The sequence below is a fragment of the Nocardia abscessus NBRC 100374 genome (assembly GCF_000308455.1).
GTDB classification, from domain to species: Bacteria; Actinomycetota; Actinomycetes; order Mycobacteriales; family Mycobacteriaceae; genus Nocardia; species Nocardia abscessus.
The window spans coordinates 1-214 of the sequence record NZ_BAFP01000179.1; the positions used below are offsets into that span (position 1 = coordinate 1).

The following is a 214-nucleotide window of genomic DNA, read 5'->3' on the forward strand; positions in this document are numbered from 1 at the left end:
GCGGCTCGGCATCCGAATTCGGCCGTACGCCCGACTCATCCGGCGACTCCGGCGACTCCGGCGACTCCGGCGACTCCGGCCTATGATCGGCGGCCGCCCACTCCGCGTCCATCCGGCGCATCCGCTCAACCGTCGCCTCGAGTTCCGCGAGCATCCCCTCCAGCACCGGATCCCGCTCCGGCTCCGCGTCCGGATCACGACGCGAGCCAGAACC

Annotated in this window: 1 protein-coding gene; it reads right to left on the reverse strand. The window is 72.0% G+C overall.

Going from position 1 to position 214, the window contains the following annotated elements; all coding sequences use genetic code 11:
- The coding region (locus ON19_RS43425) for a hypothetical protein (protein WP_218006497.1) at positions 1–214 on the reverse strand (214 nt) is incomplete at both ends.